The sequence below is a fragment of the Mangrovimonas sp. CR14 genome, from assembly GCF_011764015.1.
Lineage (GTDB): Bacteria > Bacteroidota > Bacteroidia > Flavobacteriales > Flavobacteriaceae > Mangrovimonas > Mangrovimonas futianensis.
In genome coordinates this window covers 1,802-5,763 of sequence record NZ_JAAFZY010000014.1, presented here as the reverse complement: position 1 = coordinate 5,763, position 3,962 = coordinate 1,802, and the positions used below count along the sequence as shown (strand labels likewise).

Here is a 3,962-nt window from a genome sequence, read left to right as displayed (position 1 = left end):
GGTGGTACGCCTCCCTATTCATACAGTATCGACGGGACCAACTTCCAGTCCGGCAATACCTTTACGGGCCTTACGGCCGGAACCTACACCATCACCGTACAGGATGCCAGTGGATGTTCCCTGGCAGTGGGAAGCATCACCATCGATGCCCTGGACCCGCCTACCGATATGGAGTTTGATATGACGGCCATTACCTGTCCTGCAAATTCATCCGATGTGACCATTACAAGTGTCACCGGAGGAAGCGGCGAGCTACAGTACCAGATCATAGCACCTGCTTCGGCAGCTACCCCATACCAGACATCCAATACGTTCCCAGACCTGGCTCCGGGAACCTACACCTTCCAGGTGATGGATGCCAATGAGTGTACATACAGCGAGACCATGACCATCGATCCCCTACCTACCATTTCCTTGAGCACCGTGCTTACCAAGGACCTGGACTGTACGGCCAACCCAGATGCCATCATTACGGGTACCATAACAGGTAGCTCAGCGCCCTACACCTATGCCGTGTCCATTAACGGTGGTGCCTTTACGGATCTTGGCGCAACCGGAACGACCTTTACCTATAGTGCATCTACAGCAGGGACCTACCAGTTCCAGATCACCGATGCCAACGGTTGTACCGCTACCTCGCCAGAACATACCATCAACCCCATTACGCCTCCGGCCATCAGCCTGATAGCACAGACAGCCCCAATACTTTGTAACGGGGATACCAATGGCGCCATGGAGATCACCATTGATGATACCCTGGGAACCCCGCCATTTACAATCAACGTATTCAACGATACCACCGGAACCGATTACGGAACACAGACTTCCAGCTTGCCAGCCGGATCCTATACCGTGACCGTGACCGATGCCAACTCATGTACCGGTACCGACACCATCGTTATCGATCAGCCGGACCCTATTGACGTGACCTACCATGCCGTGGACATTACATGTACGAGTACCGGAGTATCACAGGGATCTATTATTGTAGATGGTGTTACCGGTGGAACCGCTCCCTACAACTATTTCGTAACTGGTACCAACGGTTATGAAAACTCCGAGCTTAATGCCACGGGATCCACTTCCGTGAGCTTTGATGTGGTGGACTTCGGACTTTACCAGATCAACGTCATCGATGCCAACGGATGTTCCGTTCTGGTCCAGGACGTATTGGTAGCATCGCCTCCCACCGATCTTGACATTACCGTAGCATCTACCGTGGACTGTTCCACTGGTGGGACTGCCGTGGTAAGTGTGGGATCTACCCTAAGTAGTGCCGGACCTTTTTACTTCAGTATCTACCAAGGACCTATATCAGAATATCCAAACCCTACCGGGTCATGGATACCTGAAGATGCGCCCGGTAGCCAGTCGGCAACCTTTACGGGATTGACCCCGGGGGTAAGCTATACCTTTATTGTATATGACGAATCGACCAACTGTAGCTACTTCGAGCCTGCTACGACTCCCATACCTACCAACTCATCCTTAACGGCCACGGCTGTTACGGCAAACAACATTACGTGTTCCGGTAGTGACGATGGGAACGTAACCTTTACCATCAACAGTGTCTATGGTACTGGTATCGATATATCCTATGAGGTGTTCGATACCCTGTCACTGGAATCTACCGGTGTGACCGGTTCTGGATCTGTTCCTTCAAACGGGTCTACCACCATCACCGATCTGGGACCACTGCCTTTTGGCAACTACTATGTCCTTATCACCGAGAATACCGGACCAAACGCAGGATGTAGCATTGTTACCATCCCTTTCAATATCACACAATCAGAGATCCCGTTGACCTTAACGGCCTCTGTGGACCAAAATGCCAACTGTAACCCCAATTCGGGAGTGATCAGTGCCATCGCACATGATGGAACGGCACCATACCTATACCAGATAACCACCACCCCTGCGGCCCCGGATGCTTCGGACAGTGCTTGGGCTTCCACCAGTACCTTTAACGTGGATGCCGGAACATATTACGTGCACACCATGGATGCCTATGGATGTATCGTTACCGTTCCTGTTGATATGATCTCTGATCCAGCCCCGATAGTGGATGCCGTGGCCACCAATCCGTGTACAACTGCCGAAGGTGGGTTTGAAATTGAGGTCACCATGCCTACTGCGGGTGTAGCGCCATACAGTTTCAGTATCAACGGTGGGGCCTTCCAGACACAAAGTACGCCGTTTACCATTTCCAACCTATATTCTGGAACCCATACCGTGGAGGTACAGGATGCCAACGGCTGTGGAAACTTAGTGTCCGTGACCATCGAGGCGCCTCTTGGTTTGACACCGGAAGCTACTGCCCTACCATCATGTAACAACGATGACGGCGTGATTACCGTAACCGGTACTGGAGGTTCTGGCAACTTTACGTATGCCATAACACCTAGCTCTGGCTCAATAAGTTTATCTGGAAATGTGTTTTCTGGAGTTCCGGCAGGAATGTATACCATCAACATTACCGATACCGATACAGGATGTTCTGAGGAAGTGAGCATATCATTACCGGCCGCTACGCCTCCGTCATTTACGACCGTACCTACTGCCGTGACCTGTTACGGGGACAGTTCAGGTGCATTTGACATCAATGTAAGCGGATACTCGGGAAGCTATACCTATGAGGTATTCGATACCAACGGTATCTCTGTGACCGGTGCAGTGGCAGCCAATACATCCACCAACCCGATAACGGTTACCGGAATGACAGCAGGAACCTTTACCGTAGAGATCATCGAGACCGAAAGTCCGTTCTGTAGTACCACATCCACTGTGGTCATCAGCTCGCCTACCGAGGCCCTGGACCTTGTGGCAGATATCACTTCGGATGTGACCTGTGACAATACAAACGGAACCATTAACGTAATGGCCAATGGCGGTTGGGGAGATTACCAATATGAACTTACCGGGGATGCAACTGTTGCATACTCGACCAACAATAACTTTACGGAACTATCTGCGGGAAGCTACACCGTAAACGTCATGGATGCCGGAGGGTGTATCGCATCAGTGGATGTGGTGCTATCTGAACCAGAGCCCATTGCTGCTACCATGACCCCAAGTGCCACCATGCTGGATTGTTTTGGTGACCAAAATGCTTCCATAACAGTGGAGAACGTAACGGGAGGACAGGGATCAAACTATACCTATACCTTGAACATGACCGCTCCAACGGCAAGTTCCTCGGGGCCGCAGACTTCCAATGTATTTGCAAACCTAGGGGCAGGTACCTATACCGTGACCGTGACCGATGGATACAACTGTGAGTTCGTATCGGGGCAGATCGTCATTGACCAACCAGAGATCCTGGATGCCGCCCTGGTAACGGAAAGTACGGCAACTTGTTTGAACGAGGCGCAGCTGACCTTGAGTGCTACCGGTGGAACGCCGCCATACACTTATAGCTCGACTCCGAACGGGACCTCCCTGGGAACCTTTAACACATCGGTAACCTTCTCTGTGTCTCCTGGAACACACCAGTTCTATGTACAGGATGCCAACGGGTGTACCACTGGGGTGACCAATGAGATTACCATTGAAGAACTACCAGATCTAATTGTCAATCTGGAATCAACAAACCCGACCATCAACTGTGCCGGTGACAATACCGGAGCCATCGTGGCAAGTGCACAGGGCGGTCTGGGCGACTATGTCTACACCTTACAGGATACCTCTGGGAACACCATCAACGCGGTGCAGAACACCCCGGGTGTATTTACCGAACTTTTGGCAGGTACTTATGTGGTACAGGTAGAGAGTGGTGACTGTCTGGCAACCACTGCCAACATCACGATTACGGAACCCCAGAATCCGTTGGAGGCCACTTTTGAGGTCAACGATGTCACATGTTTTGGAAGCAGCGACGGTTCCATTGTCATCAATGCCACTGGTGGTACGGGCGTTATCATGTATGCCATATCACCACAGATGAACCAGTTCTTCCAGACCAA

General features: G+C 51.4%; 1 pseudogene. It reads left to right on the top strand.

Features of this window, described 5'->3' with window-relative positions:
• Positions 1–3,962: pseudogene (locus GZ212_RS15995) on the top strand (chromophore lyase); the annotation flags it as partial.